23 protein-coding genes are annotated in these 25,832 nt (G+C 62.5%); 6 read left to right on the forward strand and 17 right to left on the reverse strand.

The window, feature by feature from the left end; genetic code table 11:
- Nucleotides 1-197: 197 nt before the first annotated feature.
- From NKI97_RS25130 to NKI97_RS25180, 11 genes are all read right to left on the reverse strand, one after another.
- Entirely contained in the window at nt 198-1,718 is a 1,521-nt protein-coding gene (locus NKI97_RS25130; protein WP_352837140.1) for a hypothetical protein, read from the reverse strand.
- A gap of 92 nt (nt 1,719-1,810) precedes the next feature.
- On the reverse strand, nt 1,811-3,208 hold the full coding sequence (locus NKI97_RS25135; protein ID WP_352452205.1) for an NAD(P)(+) transhydrogenase (Re/Si-specific) subunit beta: 1,398 nt from the start codon (nt 3,206-3,208) through the stop codon (nt 1,811-1,813).
- 6 nt (nt 3,209-3,214) lie between these two features.
- On the reverse strand, nt 3,215-3,637 hold the full coding sequence (locus tag NKI97_RS25140) for an NAD(P) transhydrogenase subunit alpha part 2 (RefSeq protein WP_036238371.1): 423 nt from the start codon (nt 3,635-3,637) through the stop codon (nt 3,215-3,217).
- On the reverse strand, nt 3,637-4,911 hold the full coding sequence (locus NKI97_RS25145; RefSeq protein WP_352837143.1) for a Re/Si-specific NAD(P)(+) transhydrogenase subunit alpha: 1,275 nt from the start codon (nt 4,909-4,911) through the stop codon (nt 3,637-3,639). Before NKI97_RS25145 ends, NKI97_RS25140 begins: the two co-directional genes overlap by 1 nt.
- Before the next feature lie 81 nt (nt 4,912-4,992).
- Nucleotides 4,993-5,217, reverse strand: a complete 225-nt coding sequence (locus tag NKI97_RS25150) for an aa3-type cytochrome c oxidase subunit IV (RefSeq protein ID WP_023676259.1) — start codon at nt 5,215-5,217, stop codon at nt 4,993-4,995.
- 173 nt (nt 5,218-5,390) lie between these two features.
- Nucleotides 5,391-5,540: a DUF3096 domain-containing protein gene (locus NKI97_RS25155; protein ID WP_013528205.1), complete on the reverse strand. Its 150-nt coding sequence runs from the start codon at nt 5,538-5,540 to the stop codon at nt 5,391-5,393.
- Nucleotides 5,541-5,659: 119 nt separating this feature from the next.
- Nucleotides 5,660-6,442 carry an N-acyl amino acid synthase FeeM domain-containing protein gene (locus NKI97_RS25160; protein WP_023676258.1) on the reverse strand — a complete coding sequence of 261 codons (783 nt, stop codon included), beginning with the start codon at nt 6,440-6,442 and terminating at the stop codon, nt 5,660-5,662.
- A 150-nt stretch (nt 6,443-6,592) separates the two neighbouring features.
- Nucleotides 6,593-8,914, reverse strand: coding sequence for a putative bifunctional diguanylate cyclase/phosphodiesterase (locus NKI97_RS25165; protein WP_352452207.1), 2,322 nt, complete (start codon nt 8,912-8,914; stop codon nt 6,593-6,595).
- Between the two features lie 152 nt (nt 8,915-9,066).
- Nucleotides 9,067-12,546: an indolepyruvate ferredoxin oxidoreductase family protein gene (locus tag NKI97_RS25170; protein ID WP_352837146.1), complete on the reverse strand. Its 3,480-nt coding sequence runs from the start codon at nt 12,544-12,546 to the stop codon at nt 9,067-9,069.
- Between the two features lie 225 nt (nt 12,547-12,771).
- Entirely contained in the window at nt 12,772-13,302 is a 531-nt protein-coding gene (locus tag NKI97_RS25175; protein ID WP_352452209.1) for a hypothetical protein, read from the reverse strand.
- Nucleotides 13,295-13,903 (reverse strand): CGNR zinc finger domain-containing protein, encoded by a 609-nt coding sequence (locus tag NKI97_RS25180; RefSeq protein WP_352837149.1) that lies wholly within the window; start codon nt 13,901-13,903, stop codon nt 13,295-13,297. Before NKI97_RS25180 ends, NKI97_RS25175 begins: the two co-directional genes overlap by 8 nt.
- 137 nt (nt 13,904-14,040) lie before the next feature.
- Here NKI97_RS25180 and NKI97_RS25185 point away from each other — a divergent pair, with 137 nt between their 5' ends.
- From NKI97_RS25185 to NKI97_RS25200, 4 genes are all read left to right on the forward strand, one after another.
- Nucleotides 14,041-14,946 carry a branched-chain amino acid ABC transporter permease gene (locus NKI97_RS25185; RefSeq protein ID WP_023676253.1) on the forward strand — a complete coding sequence of 302 codons (906 nt, stop codon included), beginning with the start codon at nt 14,041-14,043 and terminating at the stop codon, nt 14,944-14,946.
- A gap of 204 nt (nt 14,947-15,150) precedes the next feature.
- Nucleotides 15,151-15,735 carry a TRAP transporter small permease subunit gene (locus NKI97_RS25190; RefSeq protein WP_352452211.1) on the forward strand — a complete coding sequence of 195 codons (585 nt, stop codon included), beginning with the start codon at nt 15,151-15,153 and terminating at the stop codon, nt 15,733-15,735.
- Nucleotides 15,735-17,513 carry a TRAP transporter large permease gene (locus NKI97_RS25195; RefSeq protein WP_352454837.1) on the forward strand — a complete coding sequence of 593 codons (1,779 nt, stop codon included), beginning with the start codon at nt 15,735-15,737 and terminating at the stop codon, nt 17,511-17,513. Before NKI97_RS25190 ends, NKI97_RS25195 begins: the two co-directional genes overlap by 1 nt.
- Before the next feature lie 16 nt (nt 17,514-17,529).
- Nucleotides 17,530-18,552, forward strand: a complete 1,023-nt coding sequence (locus NKI97_RS25200) for a zinc-dependent alcohol dehydrogenase family protein (RefSeq protein WP_352452212.1) — start codon at nt 17,530-17,532, stop codon at nt 18,550-18,552.
- A gap of 65 nt (nt 18,553-18,617) precedes the next feature.
- Here the strand turns inward: NKI97_RS25200 and NKI97_RS25205 are convergent, their stop codons facing one another.
- A complete protein-coding gene (locus tag NKI97_RS25205) occupies nt 18,618-19,727 on the reverse strand; it encodes a TRAP transporter substrate-binding protein (RefSeq protein WP_023676249.1) in 1,110 nt (369 codons plus the stop codon).
- Between the two features lie 284 nt (nt 19,728-20,011).
- Between NKI97_RS25205 and NKI97_RS25210 the strand changes: the two genes are divergently transcribed.
- Nucleotides 20,012-20,785, forward strand: a complete 774-nt coding sequence (locus NKI97_RS25210; RefSeq protein ID WP_352452213.1) for a gamma-glutamyl-gamma-aminobutyrate hydrolase family protein — start codon at nt 20,012-20,014, stop codon at nt 20,783-20,785.
- Between the two features lie 14 nt (nt 20,786-20,799).
- Here the strand turns inward: NKI97_RS25210 and NKI97_RS25215 are convergent, their stop codons facing one another.
- From NKI97_RS25215 to NKI97_RS25235, 5 genes are all read right to left on the reverse strand, one after another.
- Nucleotides 20,800-21,195, reverse strand: coding sequence for a hypothetical protein (locus tag NKI97_RS25215; RefSeq protein WP_352452214.1), 396 nt, complete (start codon nt 21,193-21,195; stop codon nt 20,800-20,802).
- Nucleotides 21,196-21,349: 154 nt separating this feature from the next.
- Nucleotides 21,350-22,330, reverse strand: a complete 981-nt coding sequence (locus NKI97_RS25220) for a 2-hydroxyacid dehydrogenase (RefSeq protein WP_352452215.1) — start codon at nt 22,328-22,330, stop codon at nt 21,350-21,352.
- Entirely contained in the window at nt 22,327-23,349 is a 1,023-nt protein-coding gene (locus NKI97_RS25225; protein ID WP_023676245.1) for a LacI family DNA-binding transcriptional regulator, read from the reverse strand. The genes NKI97_RS25220 and NKI97_RS25225 overlap by 4 nt, the downstream gene beginning before the upstream one ends.
- Before the next feature lie 68 nt (nt 23,350-23,417).
- A complete protein-coding gene (locus tag NKI97_RS25230) occupies nt 23,418-24,302 on the reverse strand; it encodes a DMT family transporter (RefSeq protein ID WP_352743835.1) in 885 nt (294 codons plus the stop codon).
- A gap of 197 nt (nt 24,303-24,499) precedes the next feature.
- On the reverse strand, nt 24,500-24,907 hold the full coding sequence (locus tag NKI97_RS25235) for a DUF2000 family protein (RefSeq protein ID WP_352452217.1): 408 nt from the start codon (nt 24,905-24,907) through the stop codon (nt 24,500-24,502).
- A gap of 52 nt (nt 24,908-24,959) precedes the next feature.
- On the opposite strand from NKI97_RS25235, the gene NKI97_RS25240 reads away from it, so the two are divergent.
- Nucleotides 24,960-25,832: an AraC family transcriptional regulator gene (locus NKI97_RS25240; RefSeq protein ID WP_352452254.1), complete on the forward strand. Its 873-nt coding sequence runs from the start codon at nt 24,960-24,962 to the stop codon at nt 25,830-25,832.

Below are 25,832 nucleotides of genomic sequence, written 5' to 3' on the forward strand. Positions count from 1 at the left end.
TGTCGCTGGTCGTCGGGGCCTTCATTGCCAGCGCGGCTGCAGCACTTGGCGGCAGGCAGCGCGACGACGAGGAAGCGATTTTCCTGACCAATCGTTGATCGGTGACTAAGCGAACTCGGTCCGCTTCGGGAAGATTGCGTCCGAAGGGGACCTTGCTTTGAACTGCCGCCGCGGCATTGTCGTGCGCTGCTCGCCGCCTACAGCTCAGCTTCCAGTTTGCGGCCGAGATCGACCGCATCGCGCAGCACGGCAAGGTGCGAGCGCGGTTGTACGCCGGCCGGCGCGTTGACCTCGACGCCGCTCGCCGTCAGCGACCAGTAGAGCCTGTGCGTGAAGACGCGGCCGCCCGAGCCGCGCAGCTCGACCTGGATGTTTTCCACGCCGGGACCAAAATTTTCCGTCATCCGCCCTGAAATCGGGTCGCCGGTCAGCCAGCCATTGCCCCTGTCGAAAATATTGGTCCAGCGCGTCGCGGCAAACACCGCGCCATGATGCACCGCCCGCTGCGGCTTGCCGGAATGGCTGCGCCCTTCCTGGTAGAGCATGGTCCCGCCCGCCGCCCTGTCGGCGATCGGCGGGCATGCCGAAAACAGGCGCTCGGCGATGCCGCGCCTGAATTCGGCGAGGTTGTAGGTCACCAGAAACTCGCTGTGGGTCAGCGGACTGCCGAGCGTGACGAAATCGCTGATCTTCCACGGCAGCGGATGATCGGCGTCGCCGACGCGAAGCTGCCGGTAGAGCTCCCATTGGCTGCGCCGGAATGCGGGGAGGTCATCGAGGCTGTCGGGCCAACCGGAGGCATCGGCGGCCAGCGTCGCCTTGTCGACGACGTGGATCGCCTTCAGCCTCGCTTTGTCGCGAATGGCTTCCAACTTTCTAGGCCTGAAATCGGCCCACAATATCTGCAACAGATCATAGGCGATGATCGACCCGAGGCTGTGCGAGACCAGCACGATGCGGTCATAGGCATCGTCCATCATGAGACGCTTCAGCAGCTTGAGGCCACGCTCGCGGACCAGCGCCCGCTTCTCGACCGTTGCCGCTTCGGCCCGCACATAGGCGGCAACGTCGCCGAAATAAGGCAAGCCAAACTGGTCCACCGACCAGATGACGAACGACGCCAGAACCGTGACAAGCACACCGGTCGTCCAGGAGATGTAGCCTTGCCAGGTCGACGTTGCGAGCGCCAGCGCCGCGCCAAGGACGACGATGGTGGCCAAAAGCGTGACGACATAGAGTTTGAGCACATCGCGCGGAATATCGGCCGGCTTGCGCCAGAGCAGGGTCGTCACCCAGGCAGCAAGGCGGCTTCGGGTCGTGCCCTGGGTGATGTCGGCCCAGTAAAGCTCATAGAAATCGGTGCGGCGGCCATCGACATCATAGGGCGTGGTGATCCGGCGGAGTTCGTGCGAATTGGTCCGGCTGTCGGGCGTGATCCAGCTCTGGTTGATCTTCGCACCCATCGGGTCGGGCGGATCGGGGACATGGGCATAGAACGGTGCACGGGCAGGATCGTGGCTCCATACGGCCTGGACAAACTCCCTTAACGTATCCATGGGCCGCTGCTCGCCCATGCCGTGCACGACCACTACCGCCTGGCTGCGCTTGCGTGGCGCCTTCTCTGCTGCGGTCAGATCGGCGGCCGGCGATGCAGCAGAACCAGGGTCGGGCACCAGCACCTCCACGATGACGCCGTTAGCAAGACGACGGGTCGGCATCGTAGCTTCAGAACCGGTAACAGCCAAGAAAAAGCCCGGCGCGGAGCCGGGCTGTATTCGACGATCGGCAGTGAGTTGGCAGCGACGCCGTTTCAGTGATCCATCGCTTTGACGATCTCCTCGGTCATCTTCTTGGCGTCGCCGAGCAGCATCATGGTGCCGTCCTTGTAGAACAGCGTGTTGTCGATGCCGGCATAGCCGGAGCCGAGCGAGCGCTTGACGAACAAGCAAGTGCGCGCCTTGTCGACGTCGAGGATTGGCATGCCGTAGATAGGTGAGGACTTGTCGTCACGAGCCGAGGGATTGGTGACGTCATTGGCCCCGATGACATAGGCGACGTCGGCCTGCGCGAACTCAGAGTTGATGTCCTCCAGCTCGAACACTTCGTCATAAGGCACATTGGCTTCGGCCAAGAGCACGTTCATGTGGCCGGGCATGCGGCCGGCAACCGGGTGGATGGCGTATTTGACGTCGACGCCGTTGGCCTTGAGCTTGTCGGCCATCTCGCGCAGCGCGTGCTGCGCCTGGGCGACGGCCATGCCGTAGCCCGGCACGATGATGACCTTTTGCGCATTCATCATCAGATAGGCGGCATCCTCGGCCGAGCCCTGCTTGACCGTGCGCTCGATGCCGTCATTGGCAATGGCTGATGTCTCGCCGCCGAAGCCGCCGAGGATGACCGAGATGAAGCTCCGGTTCATGCCTTTGCACATGATGTAAGACAGGATGGCGCCCGACGAGCCGACCAGCGCGCCGGTGATGATCAGCGCCAGATTGCCGAGCGTGAAGCCCAGAGCGGCCGCGGCCCAGCCCGAATAGGAATTCAGCATCGACACGACCACCGGCATATCGGCGCCACCAATCGGGATGATGAGAAGCACACCCAGCACCAGCGAGGCGGCAACGATCAGCCAGAACACCACCTTGGACTCGGCGGTGACGAGCAGCACGATCAGCACGATCAGCGCAATGCCCAGGGCCGCGTTGATGAAGTGGCGGCCACCGATCATGATCGGCTTGCCCGACATGCGGCCGTCGAGCTTCAAAAAGGCGATGACCGAGCCGGTGAAGGTGATGGCACCTATGGCAACGCCGAGGCTCATCTCGATCAGTGCCTGGGCATGAATATCGGCGACGGTGCCGATGCCGAAGCTTTCCGGTGCATAGATGGCGGCGGCCGCCACCATGACCGCGGCAAGACCGACCAGCGAGTGGAAGGCGGCGACCAGCTGCGGCATCGAGGTCATGGCAATGCGCCGTGCCGTGACCGCACCGGCCGAGCCGCCTATCAGCAGCCCGAGCACTATGAGGCCGAAGCGCCCGGCCGAAGGGGTCGCCAGCGACAGCGTCGTGGCGATGGCGATGCCCATGCCGATCATGCCGTACATGTTGCCCTGGCGACTGGTGGTCGGATGCGACAGGCCGCGCAATGCCAGGATGAACAGGATGCCGGAGACCAGATAGAGAAAGGAGGCGAAGTTGGCGTTCATAGCGGCCTACTTTTCCTTCTTCTTGTACATGGCCAGCATGCGCTGGGTGACGAGGAAGCCGCCGAAGATGTTGACCGATACCAGCATCAGCGCAACGAAGCCGAAGCCGGTGGCAAGCCCTGAGGCCGAGATGCCGACGGCCAGCAGCGCGCCGACGACGATGACCGAGGAAATGGCGTTGGTAACCGCCATCAGCGGCGTGTGCAGTGCCGGCGTGACGGACCACACGACGTAGTAGCCGACGAAGATCGCCAGGACAAAGATGGCGAAGCGAAAGACGAAGGGATCGATGGCACCGCCGGACAGCGCGTGAGCGGCGTCACCCGCCGCCTCGGTGCCGGGCGCGGCCGCCAGGTTCTGCACCGCGAGCCGCACGGCAGCTGTCGCCTGGTCGAGCTGGTCGAGGGCTTTCTGCAGAGTCTGATCCATCACGCGATCCCTCCGGTGGTCTTGGGCTTCCTCGAAGCGGCCGTTTTCTTCGTAGCCGGCTTCGCCGAAGCCTCGGCAACCATCGTCCTGGCCGGAATGGCCGGTGGCTCGACATATTGGCCCTTTGGCGGCTCCTGCTCAGCCTTTGCGAAAGCCGGATGCACGATCTTGCCAGCATCGGTCAGCATCGTCGCCTTGACCAGTTCGTCGTCGTGGTTGATGGCAAGCATCTTCGCCGCCTTGTCGACCAGCGTCTCGAGGAAGGCATAGAGGTTCCTGGCATAGAGAAGCGAGGCCGAGGCGGCGACGCGACCGGGAACGTTGAGATGGCCGACGATCTTTACCCCGTTGGCCGTGGTCACCACCTTGCCGGCTTCGGCGCCCTCGACATTGCCGCCGCGCTCGACCGCGAGGTCGACGATCACAGAGCCGGGTTTCATCGAGGCGACCATTGCTGCCGAGACCAGCTTCGGCGCCGGACGGCCGGGGATCAGCGCGGTGGTGATGACGATGTCCTGCTTGGCGATGTGCTCGGCGGTCAGCGCCGCCTGCTTGGCCTGGTATTCCTTCGACATTTCCTTGGCGTAGCCGCCGGCCGTCTCGGCCGCCTTGAACTCCTCGTCCTCGACGGCCAGGAATTTTGCGCCGAGCGAGGCGACCTGCTCCTTGGCGGCCGGGCGCACGTCGGTGGCGGTGACCACGGCGCCGAGGCGGCGCGCGGTGGCGATGGCCTGCAGACCGGCGACGCCGACGCCCATGACGAACGCCTTCGCTGCCGGTACGGTGCCGGCCGCCGTCATCATCATCGGTAACGCTCGGTCATATTCGGCAGCCGCGTCGATCACCGCCTGATAGCCGGCGAGGTTGGCCTGGCTGGATAGAACGTCCATCGACTGGGCGCGGGTGATGCGCGGCATGAACTCCATGGAGAAGGCAGTAACACCGGCCTTGGCAAGGGCAGCGACGGCAGCGTCGTTGCCGTAGGGATCCATGATCGCGATGACAGCGGCGCCGGACTTGTAGCCCTTCAGCTCGGCGTCCATGGGCCGGCGCACCTTCAGCACGACATCGGCCCTGGCTGCATCGCCGGCCTTGCCGATCGCGGCGCCCACCCGGGCGAACTCCTCGTCGGGAATGCGCGACGCAGTGCCGGCGCCGGTTTCGACAATCACGTCGAAACCCAGTGCCGCCAGCCGCTTCACCGTGTCGGGGGAGGCCCCGACGCGCGGCTCGTTTGCGTCGAGCTCACGAGGGATGAAAACCGTCTGTCCCACCGCATGATCCTTTCGGCCGGAACCCTGTTACCGCAAGACACCGACCGACCCCGGCGGCGCCTTCGACAAAGGTTGGAGGAGTTATCGGAGAATAAAGGCGCCGATGGCCAGGATCAGCACGAACAGGATAGTCCCCGAGAAGAAGCCGCCCACAAAGAAGCCGAACGCCATGGCAAGAAGCACGGCGGCGCAAAATAGCGACCCATATTTGGCCAGCATCACAAAGCCGGCATAGGTGCGGTCGTGCTCGGCATAGTCCATCTTCGCGCCTAGTTCGACAGGACCGGTCGGCGTGTGTTCAGCCATTGGAATACCCCTTCGAAGACATCTTTCAGGCACATAGCGAAAAGCCGCGTTAAGGGCAATGGCGCTATTGCCGCATCGCCGCAGCCAACAATCTCAAGCAAAACTTGAAATCGCTGCGCGAAGCGCGGCGATACCAATCACAATGGATGGCAGGTCCGCTATTGCCGATGTCGTTAGCCGGCGAGATGCGGGAACAGACCGAGCAGGCCGACAACGATCAGATAAAGGGCGACGATATAATTGAGCAGCCGCGGCATCACCAGGATCAGCACGCCTGCAATCAGCGAGATAAGCGGGGTAAGGGCGAGCGTGGAAATGGTCATATCGGTTCCTTTGATCGGATCGCTATCGAAGCGATGCTTGGCGGATGCCGGCCGTGCCGACCTACTACCAGCACCCTTGCCCAGAACGCCGAAGCGACCGGAAGGCTCCATGGGCTCGTTCAGGCGGCTTCGCGAAAATACTTGGCGGTGGGCAGGATGGTCAGCGGGGCGAGTTCGCCGGCACCGGGCGTATCGAACAACATGCGCTGCTCCATTGGCGTCGAACGGAAGAACGGAAAGCGAGCGTAGGTTTCATTCTTGATCGCCAGGACATCGGCTTGATAAAGCAGCGCGAAACAGTTGATCACGCCGGCATAGGGCCGCGCATCGCCAATCGGTCGCGCCCGATAGATGCGCTTGTAGAAAGCCGCATGGTCCTCGCGGATCATGGATATGCAATAAGGCGCGCCGAAATGGAAGCAAGCCATGCCCGCAAGGCGCAGCGTCACATACGGGATCTGCGGGTAAAGCCGTGACCATTCGGCGTCCACGGCAAAACGGCTCGGGTCGATAAAGACTTCGCCGGCCGCCAGACGCGGCATCAACAAGTCCTTGTAGACGCTGAGCGCTGGTGATGTGGCGTTATCAGCAGACACGTTATGCAGGCGCATTGTGCTGACCAGCCGCCCCTCGATGTAGATTCCGAACGTATGGCAATTGGGCAGTTCGTCAAACTCGTCATGGACCTGACGGGACGCATTCTCGGGCACCAGATCGTTCATCCGATAGGAATTGTAGCGCAGCCTGTAAATGCTTTCGAAGTCCTCGCCGCTTTCACAGCGTCGGTACTCCGTCCGGTCAAGCAGCGCATAAACATGTTGCGCGAAGCTGGACATGGTCTCGGACGCATCTTTCCCACCAGCGCCCGCCGCATGGCCGAGCGAACTCAACTGGGCACACATGAACTCTATTCCCCGCGATTACCGCCACCAGCCGACACTACGGACGGGTCATGAGATGTAAAGATGAAAATAAGTAGGATCTCGTTTACCGCTCGTTAAGGTTAATAATTAATAAAATTATACTAAAATACGCGGTTTTTCAGCGCGAAGTCAGCGCCGCGGCGCCTTCCTTGCCGTCTGGATGTCCTTGGCGAAGGGCCAGACGGTGCTCGACATCGTCTCGATGCCGGACGCGCTGAGTGCCGACCCGAACAGAAAGCCCTGGACCAGGTCCGGCTTGACCTGCAATGCCAGGATCTTGAGCTGTTCGAAGGTCTCGACACCTTCGACGGTAACCGAAAGTCCCAGCGGCCGTGACAGGTTGACGATGCCCTTGAGCAATTCGAGCGACCGGCTGTTCTGAGTGACATCCATCAGGAACGAGCGGTCGATCTTGATTTTGTCGAGCGGCAGTTTGTGGAGATAGCTGAGGCTCGAATACCCGGTACCGAAATCGTCGAGCGCAATGCGCACGCCGAGCCGCTTCAACTCCTCGATATATTGGCGTGTCAGCGACTTGTCGTCGAGCAGCGCCGTCTCGGTGACTTCGATCTCCAGACGTCCGGCGGAGAGACCGGATTCAGCCAGCGCGTCGCGAACCTTCTGGATGACATCACGGTTGCGGAAATCCTTGGCCGAGAGATTGACCGACACGCTGGTCTGGGCCGGCCATTTGGCGCATTCCGTGCAGGCCGCATGCAGGACGAAGGTGCTGATGTCGGAAATAATCCCCATTTCCTCCGCCAGCGGAATAAAGATACCGGGGGAAATCGGCCCGAGATCGGGATGATCCCAGCGGCACAGCGCTTCGCAACTGGCGATACGCATCGTGCTCATCGCCACGATCGGCTGATAGACCACCCGCAATTCGTTGTTTTCCACGGCGCTGCGCAGGTCCGCCTTCATCAGCTGACGGCTGCGGAAGGCAGCATCCATGGAGGCCTCGAACAGCCGCCAACCGTTCTTGCCAAGCTCCTTGGCCTTGTAGAGTGCAAGGTCGGCTTTGACGATCATGGCGTCAACGTCGGTATCCTTGACCCGCGACAGCACCGCGCCGCCGCTGGCCTGGATGCGTAATCCGTGGCCGGCGACATCGACCTCGCCCTGTAGATTGACAAAGATCTCATCAACCTGGCCGGTCAAGTGGCTTTCATCCTCGATGCGCTCGAAGAAGATCATGAACTCGTCGCCGCCGAAGCGGCTGACGGTGATGCCTGGCCCAGCGACTGCCGCCAGCCGCTCGGCAACGGCGTAGATCAATCCGTCGCCGACCGGATGGCCGAGCGTGTCGTTGACGCTCTTGAAATCGTCGAGATCGAGCACCACCAGCCCGCAGAGACGCTCGGGATCCCCTGAGGCCATGGCTTCCACCACCAACTCGTGGAAGTAGGCGCGGTTGGGCAGGCCGGTGAGACTGTCGTAGCGCGCCATGAAGCGGATCTTGTCTTCCGCCTCGACCCGGGCGGTCACATCCTCGAAAGTGACGACGCCCAGTTCCTGGCTGCCTTCGCGCGCCGAAAATTCATAGTGCTGGCCGTTGGTGAGCGAGACCAGGACCTTGCGGTCGCGGCCCTCGCGCAACGCACGCGTCAGCTGGGCTTCGATGTAACGGCAATCTTTCGGCGCCAGCATGCCGCCTGCAGCGCCGCGCATCAGCAGACCATGGATCGAGCGGCCTAGCAGCGCATCGGCCGATTTGAGCGACATCAGGTGCGCGGCTTCGGCATTGGCCACCGCCACCCGGCCGTCGGGACCAAGCATGACAAGGCCATGCGACATGGTGTTGAGCGCGCGGTTGAAACGCTGCGCGATGCGGTTCGCCTTCTTTTCCTCCGACAGGGCGGTAAACAGGACTTCGCGGACGATGTCGGCGAACCGCTTGATCGCAAACAGAAAAGGGGCCGACATCAGACCGAGGATGATGTGGTAGATATCGCCGCGCAGGATAAAGCCAAGCGATATGGGCCATGTAGTGGTTATGATAAAAATCATGACCATGCGCGGCGACCCATAATTGCGGCCGGCAATCGACGTGACCGATGCCAGAGTGACGCAGACAGAGGCTATTTCGGCATAGTTGTCGTGGCTGTCATTTGCCAGATAGATACTGACGAAACAGAACGCGCCAAGCATGAAACCATGCATCGAACCAAAAATTATGTAATCGTTTTCGCGATCATGGGCTTCTTCCCACGTCGTCGGGGAAGGAAGTCGCCCGTATTTTCGGATGTTGCGAAGGCGCAGGGTACCGACAATGATGAGCCCAGCGGCAACTAGAAGATACGCCAAGTCCATGGTCTTCCAATAGACCAGAATGACGAGGAGTGTCTGCGCAACAAGGCCGATCGACAGCGTGAACCCGTCGCGAAACAGCGTTTCCACGAACGGAATGTAAACGTCGACCGGAATCTCGTTTTTTCGTCTCAGATTCACGCCTGGATCCCAACCCTGGGGAACCCAGCAGTGTCACATTGGCCTTAAGAAAGGTTTAGAGCAGCGGTTCGGGCTCTATTGGCATTCATCGGTGACGCAGCGGAAGCAGGGAAACTACAGTTCAGGTAAACAAGGCGTATCACAGCGCTGAATTATTCGGCGGCTTGAAGTTGCGGCCGCAGCGGCGCCGTTGAGAGGCGGTCGAGCAGTCGCTGGCGTTCGCCGGCGGCTTTTTCGGCACTGGCCTGCTTGACGTAGCCAAAGCCGCGGATGAGCGCCGGTACCGAAACAAGCGCGGCAGCAACCTCGATCTTGCCCGGCGCCAGCGCGCCGGCGACAAGTTCCAGGTCGGCTTCATAGAGGGCAAGAAGCTGCCGCTCCATACGCCTCTCGGCGCTGTAGCCGAACAGGTCGAAAGCGGTGCCGCGCAGGCCCTTCATCGCCGCCAGCAGGCGGAACCCGTTCATCAGCCACGGGCCAAAGCTCGATTTCTTCGGCTTCCCGTCACTGCCGCGCCTGCCCATGATCGGCGGTGCGAGATGGAATTCAAGCTTGCCGTAGCTCTGGAACTGCTTTGCGAGCTCTGCGGCAAAGGAGCCGTCCGTATAAAGCCGCGCCACCTCGTATTCGTCCTTGATCGCCATCAGCTTGAACAGGTTCTTTGCGGCAGCCTCGGTCACCACGGTCGACCCGGGCACAGCATTGGTTTCGGCCTTGCGCAGCGCCGCCAGTCTGTCGGCATAGCGCTTGCCATAGGCGGCGTTCTGGTAGGCGGTCAGGAAGGCGACGCGGCGAGCAATGATATCGTCCAGCGTCTCGGCAATGGCGGCATGCTGCGTGGCCTTGCCCGGCTGGGCGAGAAGGCTGCGGACGAAATCCGGCTGGTGGGCGGCGCGGCGGCCCCAGCGAAATGCCGCGACATTCATCGCTACCGCCTCGCCGTTGAGCTCGATCGCCTTCTCGACCGCCTCCGCCGACAGCGGCAAGCCGCCATGCTGGAAGGCGAATCCGAGCATGAACATGTTGGCACCAAGCGAGCTGCCGAACAGCGCAGTGGCGGTGCGGGTAGCGTCGAAGAAATGCGTCCTGTCGTCGCCCGCGGCCGTTCTTATCGCTTTCTTCAGCCGCTCGACGGGCAGCGAGAAATCGGCCGAACGGGCGAACTCGCCCGGCATGATCTCGGCAGTGTTGGCGAGGAAGATGGTATGGCCTTCGCGCACCGCGGCCAACACCTTCTTGGCACCCGAAACGACGAGATCGCAGCCGAGCACGAGATCGGCCTTGCCGGCCGATACCCGAATGGCGTGGATGTCGTCCGGCGTGCGGGCGATGCGGACATGGGTGAACACCGAGCCGCCCTTCTGGGCGAGGCCGGCCATGTCGATCATGCCGCAGCCCTTGCCTTCCAGGTGCGCGGCCATGCCGAGCACCGCGCCTATTGTGACGACGCCGGTGCCGCCGACACCGTCGATGATCGCCGCCCAGCCTTGTTCACCGAGCGTAAATTGCGCCGGCGCCGGCACCCCCGCGAGCGGGTCGGCCGCGCCGGCTATGCCTTCGGCTTTCCTGATTTTGGCGCCATGAACGGTGACGAAGGAGGGGCAGAAGCCGTTGGCGCAAGAGAAGTCCTTGTTGCAACTCGACTGGTCGATCTTGCGCTTGCGGCCGAATTCGGTCTCGACCGGCTGGATCGAGACGCAATTCGACTGCACGCCGCAATCGCCGCAGCCTTCGCAGACCAGTTCGTTGATGAAGATACGCTTGTCCGGATCGGGGAACGTGCCGCGCTTGCGGCGGCGACGCTTCTCGGCGGCGCAGGTCTGGTCGTAGAGCAGCACCGAGACGCCTTTGACCGAACGCAACTCGCGCTGGACGAGATCGAGGTCGTCGCGGTGATGGATGGTGGCGCCGGCGGGAAATTCCACCTTGCCGGTATATTTGTCCGGCTCGTCAGTGACGATGGCGATGCGCTCCACGCCCTCGGCGCGCACCTGTCTTGCGATCATGTCCACCGTCAGGCCGCCCTCGTGCGGCTGCCCGCCGGTCATCGCGACGGCGTCATTGTAGAGGATCTTGTAGGTGATGTTGGCGTCGGTCGACAGCGCGAAGCGGATCGCCAGCACACCCGAGTGGTTGTAAGTGCCATCGCCCAGATTCTGGAAGATGTGCTCGCGCTTCGAGAACGGCGCCTGGCCGACCCACTGCGCGCCCTCGCCGCCCATGGCGGTGAAGCCGACGGTGTTGCGGTCCATCCACAGCGCCATGAAATGACAGCCGATTCCGGCGGCGGCGAGCGAGCCGTCCGGCACCTTGGTCGAGGAATTGTGTGGGCAGCCGGAGCAGAAGAAGGGCGTGCGCGAGGCGATGTCTGACGTGTCGGCCAGCATCGCCTGGAACTGGCGCAACTTCGCCACCCGCGCGGCGATTTCTTCCGACGGGCCGATCGTTCGCAAAATCCTCTCGCCGAGCGCGATGGCAATATCGTTGGGGTCGAGCGCGCCCTTGGCCGGGAACAGCCAGTCGCCGCGCTCGTCCTTCTTGCCGACGATGACCGGCTGCGTCGCGGTGCCGTAAAGGTTCTCGCGCAGTTGCACCTCGATCAGCGAGCGTTTCTCCTCGACGACGACGATGGTATCGAGGCCGCGAGCAAAGTCGGCGATGTGTTGCAGGTCGAGCGGCCACGGGCAACCGACCTTGAACAGCCTGATACCGATACGACTGGCGGCCGCTTCGTCGACGCCGATATCCTCCAGCGCCTGGCGAACATCGAGATAACTCTTGCCGATGGTGACGATGCCAAGCCTGGCGCTGGTGCCGCCCGAATAGACGATCCGATTCAGCCCATTGGCGTGGATGAACGCTGAAGCGGCGGCGCGCTTGTATTCATGCAACCGCTCCTCCTGGCCGAGCATGTCGATCTCGTTACGGATGTTGAGGCCGCCGGGCGGCATGTCGAAGTCCGGGATGACGATATCTAGCCGGTCGAGCGCGGCACCGACAGAGGCTGTCGATTCGATGTTGTCCTTGACGCATTTGATCGCCGCCCAGGTGCCGGCAAAACGCGACATGGCAAAGCCGTAGAGGCCGTAGTCGATGATCTCCTGGACGCCGGCCGGATTAAGGATCGGCACCATGGTGTCGACGAACAGGAACTCGGTGGCATGCGCGTTGGTCGAGGATTCGGCCATGTGGTCGTCACCCATCAGAGCCAGCACGCCGCCATGTTTTGACGACCCGGCGAGATTGGCGTGGCGGAACACGTCGCCGGAGCGGTCGACGCCCGGACCCTTGCCATACCAGACCGAAAAAACGCCGTCATGGGTACCCTCGCCCAGCAATTCGGCCTGCTGCGAGCCCCAGCAGGCGGTGGCGGCAAGCTCCTCGTTGAGACCGGGCTGGAAGACGATGTCCGACTGCGCGAGCTGGTTCCTGGCCTTCCACAGCTGCATGTCGAGGCCGCCGAGCGGCGAGCCGCGATAGCCGGAGACGAAACCGGCGGTGTTCAGGCCAGCCCGGCGGTCGCGCTCGCGCTGCATCAGAAGCATGCGGATGACTGCCTGGGCACCCGACAGGAAGATCCGCTCCTTTGCCAGGTCGAACTTGTCGTCGAGCGCGACATTGTGCAGCGTCATCAGGCATTTCCTGTGCGGAGGCCGCGCCTGGAGGTGCGCGGCCAACGTCGGAGTCGAGTGCCCACAGTCTTTCTTCCCTTGCCGGGGAGGTCAAACAAAATCGAAGGTGCCAGGCGGTCCGCAACAAACGATCCGTGCGCGGCCGTGTGGCGCCACGAAACGCCTGTCGGGGAGGATGGCCGAGCATGAAAAATTCCGGCGGCGCTCAGTGCCGCTGGTGATGCATCATGCAGCCTTTGGGCAACTGGGCTTCGGTTCACCGGGCAGCTTGCCGTCGACATGGCCGGCCAAGTCCTTGTTGAGCTCGTAGACTGGCCCGACCACCAGAGGCCGGTCGGGCAGGACCGACTGGTCGAGCGAGGACGTCAGAGTGGTCGCGAAACTCTGCAGCAACTTGCCGCTGGAATCCTCGATGCGGATCGACACCGCATAGGGCTTGTCCTTGACAACGCAGGTAAGCGGCGGGCTGGTAAGCGTCACATGCGGCAGCTTCGGCCATATTTTCTGGGTGACGATGATCGGATCACCACCGGCCGGGTTCTGGAAGGAGACCACAGCGACCTGCCCCTCACCCACCGGCCGCAGCGGATTGAGGGTGATGACATAGGTGGCGATACCCAGCCGGTAGTTGAACTCGAACAGCTTCCCGGAAATGGCGAACAGCTGGTCCTTGCCGGAATCACGGCAGGCGCCGAGCGCGGCCGCCGCGAACAACGCCGCGACGACAATCATCGCGCGTGAGAATCTTCTAGACATTGGTGACCTCCCTGGCCGCGGTCCGGCGGCGATAATGTCGGTTTGCCTTCTGGCGGTTGCCGCACACCGCCATGTCGCACCAGAGGCGGCTGGAATTGCGGCTTTTGTCGACAAACAGCCAGCTGCAGTTCGGACATATCCGCAGCCTGGCGATGGTGTCGCTACGCAGCAGCGACAACGCCGAGACCGCAAGCGCGGCCTCAAAGACAATCGGCGTCGCCGGATCACCGAACGGTTTTCCAGGCGTGCCGATTTCGGTGCGGCTATGAGCGAGGCCATCGGCGCAGGCCTCCAAGAATTTCGGCATATCGCCGGTCGCGATCGCACCTTTCGATACCGCGCCGCGAAACAGCCGATCGGTCGTCTCCCGGATCGACAGCACCACCGGTGCGATCTTTTCAGGCGCCGGCGCTACGAGCCGCCTGCCGCCGCGCTCGGCGGCGCGAAAGGCACTCGCGGCTTCGGCAAAGCGGGCGATCTCGGCCGGATCGTCGAAACGGTCGAAAGTTTTCTTCGGATCGTTCCGCAAAACGACGGTGTTCGCCGTATCGAGCGCCAGCATGCCACCGGTAAAGCGGTGCGGAGTCCAGGATACCGTCATATGGCGAATCTAACTGATAACTCGCGTTTGACAAGTTAGATTCCGGGTGCAACGCTCACTGAGGCGATCGCCGTACTGAGAATATCGTTCGTCCCAAACCTCTGCCCCGATTGCGGGGCATGCATAGAGGGTCTTGCATGCTCTATTTCTTCCAGCAGGTTCTGAACGGGCTGCATTCGGGCGCGCTCTACGCATTGCTTGCCTTCGGCTACGTGCTGACCAACGGCATCCTGCACCGTACCAATCTTGCCTATGGCGCGCTGTTCGCCTTTTGCGGGCATACGATGATCCTCACCGCGGCGTTCGGCTATCAGGCGCTGTGGCTGACGCTGTTTGCGTCGGTCGCGCTCGGCGTAGCTGCGGCATTCCTTTATGCGGCGCTGCTCAGCCATGTCCTGTCCCGAAGTATCTTCGAACCGCTGGCCGACCGCTCGCCCAACGCCATCGTGGTGACGACGCTCGGCATATTGCTGGTCTTGTCGGAAGCCAGCCGCATCGCCGCCGATACCCATGACCTATGGTTGCCGCCAATGCTGGCCCAGACCATCGTCTTCGCGCAGAATGCCAGCTTCAAGGCGACGTTGACGCTGATCCAATTGCTCGATTGCGCCGCCGTACTGGCGGCCATAGCGCTGGCTGCCTGGGGCTTCGCATATTCGAGCTTCGGCCGGAGCTGGCGCGCCGTATCCGACGATCCCAAGGCGGCTGCGATGTGCGGCGTCGATGTCCGTGCGGTGTTTCGGCGTGCGGTGCTTTTCGGCGGCCTTTGCGCGGCACTGGCCGGCGTGCTCGCCGCCTTCTACTACGGCAACATCAGCTTCGGCACAGGGTTGGTCTACGGGTTGAAAATCCTGTTCGTGACCGCAGTGGGCGGCTATCTTTCGCCTTTGCGGGCGGCACTGGGCGCCGCCGCTTTCGGCATGGCCGAATCGCTATGGGCCGGCTATTTTCCGCTCGAATGGCGGGACGGCTGGATGTACCTGTTCCTCGTCGCCATGCTTGTGCTGATCGGCGCCGGCCGCGACCAACAGAAGATCGCCTGAGCCGCACCCGACTTTGCTTGGGTGAAAGCGCCGCATGTCCTTGGACATGCAAAGGACGCGGCAGCATTTTGCCGCCCGTCATCTCACAACTGTGTTTATGCGGGCTGTCCCGTGTTGACCCGCCGGACCACGCACTGCATACCGTTGGTCCACAGCGACGCGACGGACAGTGAACCGCCGCGCTCTGACACAAGGGAGGAATGCATGGCAGGGCTTCTCGCTCTTTCCAGAACCATTGACCGTTTGAACGAATTCATCGGCAAATGGGTTTCGTGGCTGATCCTGCTGGCGATCCTGGTAAGCGCCGCCAACGCCGTCATCCGCAAGGTGTTCGACATGTCCTCGAACGCCTGGCTGGAATTGCAATGGTATCTGTTCGGCGCCGCCTTCATGCTGGCCGCCGCCTACACGCTGAAGCAGAACGACCATATCCGCATCGATATCGTCTACGGCATGTTCTCGCGCCGCGTGCAGCACTGGATCGACCTTTTCGGTCACGTCTTCTTCCTGATGCCGTTCGTGACGTTGATGGTGGTCTATTTCGTTCCCTATGTGTCGCTGTCGTATCGCAGCGGGGAGATGTCGAACAATTCCGGCGGGCTGATCATCTGGCCGGCGAAGGCGATCCTGCTGGTCGGCTTTTTTCTGCTCGCGCTGCAGGGCATTTCCGAAATCATCAAGAAAATCGCCATCATGCGCGGTCAGATGGACGATCCCACTCCGTTCATATCGGCGCATGAGCAGGCCGAACTCGAAGCCAAGGCGCTCGCCGAAGAGGTGCGCTCGTGATCGAGTTCATCGCCCAGAACATGGCGCCGATCATGTTCGCCTCGCTGGTCGTCTTCCTGCTGATCGGCTACCCCGTCGCCTTCTCGCTCGCCGCCAACGGCCTGATGTTCTTCTTCATCGGCGTGCTTCTGTCGCCCTATTCGGGCGGCTCGATCAATCTCGCCTGGCCGTTGCTGCACGCGTTGCCGGATAATTTCTATGGCAGCCGGGTGATGTCGAACGATACGCTGCTGGCGATCCCGTTCTTCACCTTCATGGGCATCGTGCTCGAACGATCCGGCATGGCCGAAGACCTGCTCGACACGATCGGCCAGTTGTTCGGACCGGTCCGTGGTGGCCTCGCCTATGCCGTGATTTTCGTCGGCGCGCTGCTCGCCGCGACGACCGGCGTGGTGGCGGCCTCCGTCATTGCCATGGGTCTGATTTCGCTGCCGATCATGCTGCGCTACGGCTACGACCGGCGGCTGGCATCCGGCGTCATTGCCGCGTCCGGGACGCTCGCCCAGATCATCCCGCCGTCACTGGTGCTGATCGTCCTGGCCGACCAGCTCGGCCGCTCGGTCGGCGATATGTATAAGGGAGCGCTGATCCCCGGACTCATTTTGACCGGCATCTACATGCTCTACATCCTGCTGATGTCGATCTTCCGGCCGAAGTCGATGCCGGCCCTGCCGCTGGAGGCCCGCACGCTCGGCCACGGCGTGCTGTCGCTGCTGGCGGCGCTGCTGGCGGCGGTGGTGGTTTCCTATGCGGCGTATCGCTACCTTGCGCCGAACCATGGCGGCAACGCCGATATCCTCGGCGCCACCATGGGCGTCATCTTCATCTATGTCGTGGCGATCGTCGACCAGCGCCTGAAGATCAACCTGATGTCCAGACTGGCACAGCAGGTGATCATCGTGCTGATCCCGCCGCTGGCGCTGATCTTCCTGGTGCTGGGCACCATCTTCCTTGGCATCGCCACGCCGACGGAAGGCGGCGCCATGGGCGCCGTCGGCGCGCTGGCAATGGCGGCGATGAAGGGGCGGCTGTCGCTCGACGTGGTCAAGCAGGCGCTGGCCTCGACGACCAGGCTGTCGTCCTTCGTTCTGTTCATCCTGATCGGCGCGCGGGTGTTCTCGCTGACCTTCTACGGCGTCAATGGCCACATCTGGGTCGAGCACCTGTTGACGTCGCTGCCGGGCGGTGAAGTCGGTTTCCTGATTGGCGTCAACATCCTCGTCTTCGTGCTCGCCTTCTTCCTCGACTTTTTCGAGCTTGCCTTCATCATCGTGCCGCTTTTGGCGCCAGCGGCTGACAAACTCGGCATCGACCTGATCTGGTTTGGCGTGCTTTTGGGCGTCAACATGCAGACCTCCTTCATGCATCCGCCCTTCGGCTTCGCGCTGTTTTATCTGCGCTCGGTCGCCGCGCGCGTGCCCTATCTCGACCGACTCACCGGCAAGCAGATCGCGCCGGTCACCACAGGGCAGATCTATTGGGGCGCAGTGCCCTTCGTCTGCATCCAGGTGATCATGATCGGCCTGACCATCGCCTTCCCGCAGATGGTGATGCACTACAAAGGCACTGTCGTCGATCCTGGCACCATCAACTACCAGGTGCCGGAAACGCCTGGCATCGGCTTGTCGCCGCTTGGCACGCCGCCGGCCAACGGCGGCACTGCCCCGGCCTCACCTTCCACACCGGATTTGTCGCAGCCGCCGAGCTTCGACGAAAAGCCGCCCGCGAAACCGGCGGCGCCGGCAATCGATCTGTCGCAACCACCGAGTTTCAACTGAGGAGGGCCCGGCAGCCATGAAGGCGGTTCGGTTGGAGCGAGTGGGCAGCCTCGCCGTGTGCGAGGTCGAGAAACCGACCGCCGGGCCGAACGATCTGCTGGTGCGCATCGAGGCGTGCGGCGTCTGCGGCACCGACAGGCATCTTTTCCATGGTGAATTCCCGTGCACGCCGCCGGTGACGCTCGGGCATGAATTCTCCGGCATCGTCGAGGCGGTCGGACCTGCCGTATCCGGCTTTTCCGTCGGCGACCGCGTCACCGGCGATCCCAACATTGCCTGTGGCCGATGCGAGCATTGTCAGGCCGGCCGGGTCAATCTCTGCGGCAATCTACGCGCCATCGGTATCCATCGCGATGGCGGCTTTGCCGAATATCTTGTCCTGCCACAGAAACAGGCCTTCGTCTTGCCAGGCGATCTGAAGCCTACGCATGGTGCTTTCTGCGAGCCGCTCGGCTGCTGCCTGCATGGCGTGGACCTTGCCGCGATCAAACCAGGCTCGTCGGTCGCGGTGCTCGGCGGCGGCGTGATCGGCCTGCTCACCGTTCAACTGGCAAAGCTCGCCGGTGCGACGACCATTATCTTGTCGACCCGTCAGGCCTCGCGGCGGGCTCTTGCCGAGCAATTTGGCGCAACGGCGACGCTCGATCCCAGCGCCTTCGATGTCATCGATGCGATCGTCGGCCGGTCGGGTTTGATGCCGGGCGGCGTCGACGTGGTGTTCGAATGCGCCGGCGTGAAAGACACTGTTGAGCAGGCGATGCGGCTGGCCAAAGCGGGCGGCACCGTCGTCGTCGTCGGCGTGATGCCGCAAGGCATGAAAGTGGCGTTCGAACCGTTCGATCTGCTGTTCCGTGAGTTGAAGGTCCTGGGTTCCTTCCTCAACCCCTTTACCCATCGCCGGGCCGCCAATCTTATCGCCTCGGGGACGATCGAAGTAGATCGGCTGATATCACGACAAGTCAGCCTCGACGAGGCGGTGGCGATCATTGCCAACCCGCCGGCGCCAGGCGAGGTCAAGGTCGTGGTGGTGCCCGGCTGATCGCAAATGAATGCGCTACGGCGCCAGTGTTCCGAAAGGAACACTGGCGCCGCGAAGCAACAGGATCAGAGCTTGGCATTGCGCTGCTGGACCATCATGAAGGTGTCATAGTTGTACTCGGCCACCTGCGCCCAGAGATAATGCTCCTTGCGGAACGCCTTGATCGAATCCCAGATCTTCTTGAACGGCGCATTCGAGGCTTCCATCTCGGCATAGACTTCGTTGGCCTTTTCGAAACAGGCGGCCATGATCTCCTGGCTGAACGGGCTCAACTTGGCACCGCCGGCAACCAGCCGCTTAACCGCCGCCGGATTGAGATAGTCGTATTTCTGCAGCATGTTGGCGTCGGCCGCTTGAGCGGCAGTATGCACCAGCGACTTGTAAGCCGGCGAAAGTTCGTCGTATTTCGCCTTGTTGAACATCAGATGGACGGTCGGTCCACCTTCCCACCAGCCGGGATAGTAGTAATAGGGCGCAACCTTGTAGAAGCCGAGCTTCTCGTCGTCATAGGGGCCGACCCATTCGGCGGCATCGATCGTGCCTTTTTCCAGCGCCGGATAAATGTCGCCACCGGCGATCTGCTGAGGAACCACGCCGAGCCTTTGCACCACTTTGCCGGCAAAACCACCGATACGCATCTTGAGGCCGGAAAGGTCGGCGACCGTTTTGATCTCCTTGCGGAACCAGCCGCCCATCTGCACGCCGGTATTGCCGCCCGGCAGCCCAAACAGACCCTGCGTCGCCAGGAACTCGTTGAACAGATCGATGCCGCCGCCATGATAGTGCCAGGCGTTTATGCCGCGCGCGTTGAGCGAAAACGGAACCGCCGCTCCCAGCGCCCAAGTCGGGTCCTTGCCCCAGTAATAGTATGCCACCGTGTGGCAGGCCTCGACCGTGCCGGCAGTGGTGGCATCGGCGGCCTGCAGGCCGGGAACGAGTTCGCCGGCGGCGAAGACCTGGACCTGGAAGTTGCCGTCGGTCGCCTCCGACAGCATCTTGGAAAACACTTCGGCACCGCCATAGATCGTATCGAGCGACTTCGGGAAGGACGACGCCAGCCGCCAGGTCACTTTCGGATTGGACTGGGCGATGGCCGGCGCGGCAAGTGTCGCGGCAGCGGCCGCAGCGCCAACGCCGGCGGTGCCGGCCTTGCGGATGAACGAACGACGATCCATGAAGTTCCTCCCTTTTGGATCCACTGACCGACATTCGGGACACTTCGGCGCCCGGATCGGCTTCGAGCCGACAATACACAGGCAAGGAGTCGAGTCCAGCACGGCAGCCCGGTTTGAGCGACGCATTTCGGGGAAATTCACGGCGTTGGGGCAGATCTTGCAACTATAGTCTAAGGTCGATTAACTGGCCTACGCGACACGCCGAAACTTGCCATGGAAATGCGCCTTCGGATCGCCTATTTTGCAGGCAGATAATTCGTTGCACCCGATGGGATCCGGACCAAATGCACCAGCCGCTCGTGGCCGTATCGGCCGACGTCCGCCAGTTCGACAATTACACCTGGCATGCCACGCCACAGCAATATCTCGAAGCGGCGCTTTCGGGTGCAGGCGTGTTCCCGCTGCTGGTACCGTCCTTCGGCGACCGGCTCGACTTCGACGAACTGCTTTCCGCCGTCGACGGCGTCATGGTCACCGGTTCCAAATCGAACGTTCATCCCTCGCTCTATGGCGGTGACGCCAGCGAAGCCAATGGTCCTTACGACTCCGCCCGCGACGCGACGACGTTGCCGCTGATCCGCCGGGCGGTGGAGCGCGGGGTGCCATTGCTCGCCATCTGCCGCGGCATCCAGGAGATGAATGTGGCGCTGGGTGGCACGCTGGCCACCGAAATCCAGGAACGCGCCGGTTCGCTCGATCATCGTGCGCCGGCAAGCGACAATCAGGACGAACGCTTCGCCATCCGCCAGAGCGTGGCGATAAAACCCGGCAGCTGCCTGGCCGGGGTCTTCGGCGCCGGCGACATCATGGTCAATTCGGTGCATCGCCAGGCCATCGACCGGCTTGGCCCAAAGCTGCAGGTCGAAGCGGTCGCCGCCGACGGCACTGTCGAGGCGGTTTCGGTGCGCGATGCACGGGCTTTCGCCGTCGGCGTCCAGTGGCATCCCGAATACTGGGTCAAATCGGACAGTATCTCGGTAAAGATATTTCGCGCATTCGGCGATGCGGTGCGCCTGCATCAGGCGGCGAAATCGGGTGCGCGCGCAGCCGCGGAATAGTCCTGCCGCGCTCGCTAGTTGCCGGCCGACGCCAGCGTCAGCAGCGGCAGCGCCGGCGCGTAGGATTCGTAACCATCGCCGTCGGCGACTGAGAACATGACGATCGGATCGGTGCCGTTGGCGCTGAAGGTGACCGTGCCATCATCCTGCTCTCGCCAGAACTTCGCCTGCTCGACGCCGGGCAACACCCGGCGGCAATTTGCTGCGATCGTCAACAGCGACAGGCCTTGCGAAATCTCGGCGCCGCGGCTGACCGCACAAGACCCCTCGTTGCCATGGGCTACCAGCCTGTAGTTGCCGGATGAAAGCGGTGACTCACTGGCCGCACGGCTTTCACCGCTACCGGCGTAAAACAGCTGGGCGCTGCCGAACAGCACAGCGACTGTCATCAATGCAGGAAGCGTCTTCATCCTGGTTCTCCGCGCATTTCAAGCGCGCCGGTTCGAAGAGATCAGGGAGGCGCGCTTCATCTTGCTGTCATGTCCTGTCAGGCGGACATACACTGCGAAGGGACCAGAATGATTCCGAAGGGTTAAGCTGAAGTTAATAGATATGGCAGCCCGCTTACGGCCTTGCCTTGACATTTGCCGTCTCCGGCACCGGCGTCAGCGCCTTGCGCTGCGAAAACCACGAGACCAGATTTTCGACGCACAGGTCCGCCATGGCGCGGCGGGTGTGCTGCGAGGCCGAGCCGACATGTGGCAAAAGCGAGGTGTTGGGCGCGGCAAGCAACGCCGCTGGCACATTCGGCTCGTCGGCAAAGACGTCTAGCCCGGCAGCGGCGATGCTGCCGCTGGCAAGTGCGGCGGCAAGGGCTGGTTCGTCGACCGTGCTGCCCCGGCCGATGTTGACAAAGACGCCGTTCGGCCCAAGAGCCGAGAGGATTTCGGCATTGACGGCCTTTTCCGTCGAAGCCCCGCCGGGCGCCACCGAGATCAGTGTGTCGACCGCCCCGGCGAGACCTTTCAGCGTCGGGTGATAGTCATAGGACAGGCCTTCGACGCGGCGCCGGTTGTGATAGGCAATGGGCAGCCCGAAAGCGTCGAGCCGGCGGGCAATGGCGAGGCCGATGCGGCCCATGCCAAAGATACCGACATGGCGCCCGCGCAAGGTCAGCCGGCTCAGCGGATAGTTGCCGTTGCGCAGCCAGCTTCCGTCGCGTAGCCAGGCCTCGGCGCGCGGCAGTTCGCGGATGGTATTGATCAACAGGCCGAGCGCCGTATCGGCGACCTCTTCGGTCAGCACATCCGGTGTGTTGGTGACCATGATGCCGCGCTGTGCGGCGTGGCGGACATCGACCGAATCATAGCCGACGCCGAAATTGGCGATGATCTCGAGCTTTGGCAGCGCGTCCATCAACGCGGAGCTTATGCCGCCAAAGGCGGCGATGCCGCGCACCGTATGACGCATCTCGTCGGTGACCAGCGACGGATCGGCGCGTTCGATCCGGACGCGGCTGAACACCCCGTCGATGCGGCCGACCGCATGATCGTTGAACTGGCCCGGCACCAGAATGGCGACAGCTTGCTGTTTGGTTTTTGTCATGCACGTTCCACCGGTTTGCCGGTCGACTGGCGCACATGCAGTTCCGGCTTGATCAGTTCCTGCGACGGCCGCACCGTCTGTCCGTTGAGTTTGTCGAGCAGCGCGCTGGCGGCGCGGCGGCCAACCTCGCGCTGGCCGTTCCACACGGTAGTCAGCGCCGGCGTCGCGATCGCCGCCTCCTCGAGGTCGTCATAGCCGGTAACGGAGATGTCGATGCCCGGCACCAGCCCGGCGCGCGCGATGCCGTTCATCAGGCCGATGGCGACGAGGTCGTTCCAGCAGCAGGCCGCGGTCGGCCTGTCCTTCAGCGCTAGGAACTGCCCGGCGGCCTCGAAGCCGGCCTGTTTGGTGCGCGGGCCGGCGATACGCCAGGACGGCCTGACCTCAAGCCCCGCCGCCTCCATGGCATTGACATATCCCTGATAGCGGTCGCGGCCGGTCGACGTCTGATCGGTACCGCCGATCATTGCGATGCGCTTGTGGCCAAGCGAGATCAGATGATTGGTAGCAAGCCCGGTACCGTAGGCATCGTCGCCGCGAAACACCGGCACGTCGGCACCTTCGACGGTGCGTGCAATCAGCACTGCCGGGAGACCGTTCTCCTCGGCCATGATTATGTCTTCGGGCGGCGTGCCGATGGCCGGCGACATGATGACGCCGTCGGCGCCGAGTTGCAGAAGCGTGTCGATGAAGGTGCGTTGTTTCTCGAGTTGGTCGTAGTGGTTCGACAGGATGAAGGTTTGCCGGCTGCGGTCGAGTTCGCTCTCGATCGAACGCAATATCTCGGCAAAGAACGGGTTCATGATATCGTGGACGACGACGCCGACAATGCCCGAGCGCGAGGTGCGCAGGCTGGCGGCGCGGCGGTTGTAGATATAGCCGATGGCGCGGGCATGTTCCTTGATGCGATCGCGGGTGCCGCCGGCGACCAGCGGGCTGTCGCGCAAGGCCAGCGAGACCGTGGCCGTGGACACGCCGAGCGCATCCGCGATGGTGGAAAGCTTGATCTTCTGTGCCAGCGCCCTGCGCTCCCGAAGCAATTTAAACTGTTTAAAGGCCGGCTCTTATGCCATCGATCCCGAGCAAATCAAAGTTTTTTTGCCAGCGCTTCCGCCTCCGCGTCCAGCGTCGCGCGGTTGCGCACACGAAGCCGGTGCTCGCGGTGGACGATGTAGAGGCCGCTGGCGACGATGACTGTCGCACCGGCCAGCGTCCAGCGGTCGGGAAACTGGTTGAAGACGATCAGGCCGGAGATGATCATCCAGATCATCTGCGAATAGGGATAGGGGGCCAGGGCCGTGGTGGTGGCAAGGCGATAGGCCTGCACAAGAAGCCAATGGCCGATGGCGCCGAAGACGCCCAGCATCAGCAATATGAACCAGTGCCAGCCATCCTGCGGCAGCGAAAGCGAAAACGGCAGTGTCGGCAGCAGCAGAACGGCCGGCGCCAGCGCCGAAAACAGGATGAGGCTTTCCGAGGTTTCCGTGGCCGACATGCGGCGCGTCATGATGACGTAGAAACTGTTCGATAGCATCGAGCCGAGCGCAAAGAGATGGCCGACGCCAAAAACGCCGACGCCCGGCCGGGTGATGATGAGGACGCCGACAAAGCCGCTCATGATCGCCAGCCAGCGCCGCCAGCCGGCCCATTCCCCTAGCAACGGACCGGCAAGCGCGGTGATCACCATCGGGCCGAAGAAGTAGATCGAGGTGGTTTCTGCCAGCTGCAGCGTCCGCAGCGCGAGAATGTTGCATATCGTCGATCCGAACAGGAGCAGACCGCGCGTGAGATGCGCCGGCAGGTTGGCGGGACGAAAGCGCAGCGGCTCACGCCATCCGCGCAGAAAGACGCCGACGATCAGCACATGGACCGCGAAGCGGGTCCAGGCGACGATCAGCGCCGAGACGCCGGCCAGCACAAGGTACTTGCTGCTGGTGTCGAGGAAGGTGAAAAACACATAGACGGAAAGCATGCACAGGATCGCCGCCGGCGATGTCGCGCTTTCGTCTTGTCTTGGGGGAGCATTCAATTTCAGGCCGGACGGGAAGCAAGGCAGTCCCTCACCAATGCGGCAATTGTCGCCTGCGGGCAAGCCAAAACAGGCTGGCACAACGACAGCCGCCGGCAGGCTCAGTTTGTTTCCCAGTGGCCGACCTAGTGGCCGACGACTCAGGCGTGCATGCGGGCGCCCTTGGTGATCTTGTCGACGAGCTTCTTTTCGGCGCGAAGCGCGATGCCGACCACCTTGGCATCCTCCGGCGCAAATTCGGCAAAGACGGCGCGGTTGGCCAGATCATACCCGGTCGAAAACATTTCCTCGACATAGAGCGAAACCGTCACACCACGCTCCAGCGCCCGCCGCTGGATCGCGCCGAGCGTCTGGCCGTCCACCGAAAGCACGATGACCGGCTGGATCGACAGCGGGTTGTAGATATTGCCGGCGCGATCACGGTAGGGGTCGCCGATAATGTCGGGAAATTGCGCGACGATGCCGCTGGTCAGAAAGGCGGTGACATTGAGCTTTTGCCAGACGGGAAGATCATCCTTGAGCACGATTGCAAATTTCGTATCGAACATGCGACAGTTTCCAATCCGAAAAGGGGGCCAATCCGAGGCTGCGAGTGAAGCGATGGCGCACGATCTGGACCGGGAAGCCTTTCAGGGTCTTGGACGTTTGTGCGTGGATGCAGCCGAGAACTGCATCGTACCGGCACCCGGTGCTGCCGGGATGGAACGCATCGAGGCCCGGTTCCACGGCAATGCCTTCGATCTCCATCGCCACGACACCTATGCGATCGGGGTGACGCTTTATGGCGTGCAGCGCTTCCGCTATCGCGGCCAAACGCATCAGAGCCTGCCTGGCCAGATCATTATCCTTCATCCCGACGAACTGCACGATGGCGGTGCCGGCACCGAAGACGGCTTGCGATACAGAATGCTCTATTTGGAGCCGTCCCTGATGCTCGATTGTCTCGGCGGCGGATCACTGCCATTCGTCGGGAATGCCGTGGTGACAGACCGCGATCTCCGGGCGACGCTGCTTTCCGCGCTCGGGCCGTTGAATCAGGAACTGGACGAGCTGTTTGTCGTCGATTTCATGACGCAGCTTATGCAAAGCTTGGCCCGGCACGCCGGTCAGCCGACGAAACCGGTAGCGAAAACTGCGTGGCGCGCCGCCAGCCTGGCGCGCGACTATCTGGAGGAAAATGTCGCGCGGATTGTACGTTCGGATGAATTGGAGGCGATAACCGGATTGGACCGTTATGCCCTGTCGCGGCATTTCCGCGCCACCTTCTCCACCAGCCCGCACCGGTTCCTGTTGATGCGCCGGCTTCAACGAGCCCGTCGGATGATCGAAGCCGACGAGCCACTGGCGCAAATCGCCATCGCAGCCGGCTTCAGTGACCAAAGCCATTTCAATCGGCATTTCAAAAAGGCGTTCGGCGTCACACCGGGACGCTGGTCGGCACTGACGCGACGGCCGCCAGCGGCGAACGCGTGA

Origin of the sequence: Mesorhizobium sp. M0296, from assembly GCF_040321675.1 — a bacterium.
Taxonomy (GTDB): domain Bacteria; phylum Pseudomonadota; class Alphaproteobacteria; order Rhizobiales; family Rhizobiaceae; genus Mesorhizobium.

Excerpts from the sequence above, each read along its gene's own strand:
- NKI97_RS25130 (WP_352837140.1), bottom strand. The coding sequence starts at position 1,718 with ATGCCGACCCGTCGTCTTGCTAACGGCGTCATCGTGGAGGTGCTGGTG.
- NKI97_RS25135 (WP_352452205.1), bottom strand. The coding sequence starts at position 3,208 with ATGAACGCCAACTTCGCCTCCTTTCTCTATCTGGTCTCCGGCATCCTG.
- NKI97_RS25140 (WP_036238371.1), bottom strand. The coding sequence starts at position 3,637 with ATGGATCAGACTCTGCAGAAAGCCCTCGACCAGCTCGACCAGGCGACA.
- NKI97_RS25150 (WP_023676259.1), bottom strand. The coding sequence starts at position 5,217 with ATGGCTGAACACACGCCGACCGGTCCTGTCGAACTAGGCGCGAAGATG.
- NKI97_RS25155 (WP_013528205.1), bottom strand. The coding sequence starts at position 5,540 with ATGACCATTTCCACGCTCGCCCTTACCCCGCTTATCTCGCTGATTGCA.
- NKI97_RS25160 (WP_023676258.1), bottom strand. The coding sequence starts at position 6,442 with ATGTGTGCCCAGTTGAGTTCGCTCGGCCATGCGGCGGGCGCTGGTGGG.
- NKI97_RS25170 (WP_352837146.1), bottom strand. The coding sequence starts at position 12,546 with ATGACGCTGCACAATGTCGCGCTCGACGACAAGTTCGACCTGGCAAAG.
- NKI97_RS25175 (WP_352452209.1), bottom strand. The coding sequence starts at position 13,302 with ATGTCTAGAAGATTCTCACGCGCGATGATTGTCGTCGCGGCGTTGTTC.
- NKI97_RS25180 (WP_352837149.1), bottom strand. The coding sequence starts at position 13,903 with ATGACGGTATCCTGGACTCCGCACCGCTTTACCGGTGGCATGCTGGCG.
- NKI97_RS25185 (WP_023676253.1), top strand. The coding sequence starts at position 14,041 with ATGCTCTATTTCTTCCAGCAGGTTCTGAACGGGCTGCATTCGGGCGCG.
- NKI97_RS25190 (WP_352452211.1), top strand. The coding sequence starts at position 15,151 with ATGGCAGGGCTTCTCGCTCTTTCCAGAACCATTGACCGTTTGAACGAA.
- NKI97_RS25200 (WP_352452212.1), top strand. The coding sequence starts at position 17,530 with ATGAAGGCGGTTCGGTTGGAGCGAGTGGGCAGCCTCGCCGTGTGCGAG.
- NKI97_RS25205 (WP_023676249.1), bottom strand. The coding sequence starts at position 19,727 with ATGGATCGTCGTTCGTTCATCCGCAAGGCCGGCACCGCCGGCGTTGGC.
- NKI97_RS25210 (WP_352452213.1), top strand. The coding sequence starts at position 20,012 with ATGCACCAGCCGCTCGTGGCCGTATCGGCCGACGTCCGCCAGTTCGAC.
- NKI97_RS25215 (WP_352452214.1), bottom strand. The coding sequence starts at position 21,195 with ATGAAGACGCTTCCTGCATTGATGACAGTCGCTGTGCTGTTCGGCAGC.
- NKI97_RS25220 (WP_352452215.1), bottom strand. The coding sequence starts at position 22,330 with ATGACAAAAACCAAACAGCAAGCTGTCGCCATTCTGGTGCCGGGCCAG.
- NKI97_RS25230 (WP_352743835.1), bottom strand. The coding sequence starts at position 24,302 with ATGCTTTCCGTCTATGTGTTTTTCACCTTCCTCGACACCAGCAGCAAG.
- NKI97_RS25235 (WP_352452217.1), bottom strand. The coding sequence starts at position 24,907 with ATGTTCGATACGAAATTTGCAATCGTGCTCAAGGATGATCTTCCCGTC.
- NKI97_RS25240 (WP_352452254.1), top strand. The coding sequence starts at position 24,960 with ATGGCGCACGATCTGGACCGGGAAGCCTTTCAGGGTCTTGGACGTTTG.